This window comes from Treponema sp. (assembly GCF_045657965.1).
Lineage (GTDB): Bacteria > Spirochaetota > Spirochaetia > Treponematales > Treponemataceae > Treponema_D.
Map to the genome: position 1 here is coordinate 1 of NZ_JAZOUG010000069.1, position 1065 is coordinate 1065.

At 39.5% G+C, this 1065-nt stretch carries 3 protein-coding genes; all 3 read left to right on the top strand.

All coding sequences use genetic code 11. From position 1 onward, the window contains the following. Positions 1–140 precede the first annotated feature (140 nt). Positions 141–371, top strand: a complete 231-nt coding sequence (locus tag ACKI5B_RS02530) for a hypothetical protein (protein WP_407425513.1) — start codon at positions 141–143, stop codon at positions 369–371. Beyond that, positions 361–738 carry a hypothetical protein gene (locus ACKI5B_RS02535; RefSeq protein ID WP_407425515.1) on the top strand — a complete coding sequence of 126 codons (378 nt, stop codon included), beginning with the start codon at positions 361–363 and terminating at the stop codon, positions 736–738. Before ACKI5B_RS02530 ends, ACKI5B_RS02535 begins: the two co-directional genes overlap by 11 nt. Next, positions 690–1065 (top strand): hypothetical protein (locus ACKI5B_RS02540; RefSeq protein WP_407425517.1); only part of this gene is annotated, 376 nt, incomplete at its 3' end. The genes ACKI5B_RS02535 and ACKI5B_RS02540, both read left to right, overlap by 49 nt.

The following is a 1065-nucleotide window of genomic DNA, read 5'->3' on the forward strand; positions in this document are numbered from 1 at the left end:
TGGAAATATCAGCCTGGCTGCCCTCGGATATATGATCTTAGAAAAATGAATTATCCTGAAAATGAAGAACAGATAATTGATCTCGAATACAGCAACGGCCGACTTGTTACAGGCCAGCAGATAAAGGCAGGTGATTTAATATGATGCCACTATGGAAAGTTATTGAAACCCTTGAAGAAATGAGCTGCAATCCGAATGTATATTCAGCTGAAGCAGTTTATCTTGCAGCAAAGCATTTGAAAAATATGCAGACATTTTGCCAAAAGGCACAAACAATAAAAACGAATATGACAAAGCAGGCAAAGGCGCTTTGCGAGACAACACTTGAAATGCAGGAGCTGGCAAAGGAGATATATTTTTATGATACTTAAAGGCTTATACAACACAAAAATTGACCGCATGAAAACAGACCAGTATAAATCATACATGTTTAACAAACTGGGCATAATGATTGATGAAGATCTGAGCAGCTACAAGTCAAAAGGCTTTATTATGAAAGATATATGGTACAGACTTTACATACCTTATATTGAAGATGGTGAAATTTTCAGTTTCAAGCGTGAAAGCATGGAGTATTTTGGGTGTTTCTATGGTATAATCGAACTAAAGCAAAAAGTAAAAGAAATTATCCGGGAACAGCCGGAGCGTTTCATTGAACTTGCAAATATAATACGAAAGGACACTGAACAATGGCAAAGTACAAATCAACAGCTGCATACAGGGCAGCCGATACCCTAAACAAAGATATCAAAGCAGTTTATAACGCTTTTGGCGCTGACTCTGAAGTATATGAGCTTTACGTCAACAAGATAACAGCCAGCTTGCCGGCCGGCGCTGTGCATGTCAGCAAAGGCGGCTTCATTCAGGTAACAAAAAGCAAAACAAGCGGTCTGACTGCTGCACAGCTCAAAAAAGCAAAGCAGGGCTTGCCGGGTGTAAAGCGTGCAAAGCAGACTTACAAAAGGCAGGTTGCTGAAGAAAACCTTGCAGAAAAAGGAAATCTAAACCCTTCTGAAAGTCAGATACAGCGTGAAGCAAAAAATGTTACTGACGAAGATGTACAAA

Bases quoted from the DNA above. Each gene is read 5' to 3' on its own strand.
- ACKI5B_RS02535 (WP_407425515.1), top strand. From the start codon at position 361: ATGATACTTAAAGGCTTATACAACACAAAAATTGACCGCATGAAAACA.
- ACKI5B_RS02530 (WP_407425513.1), top strand. From the start codon at position 141: ATGATGCCACTATGGAAAGTTATTGAAACCCTTGAAGAAATGAGCTGC.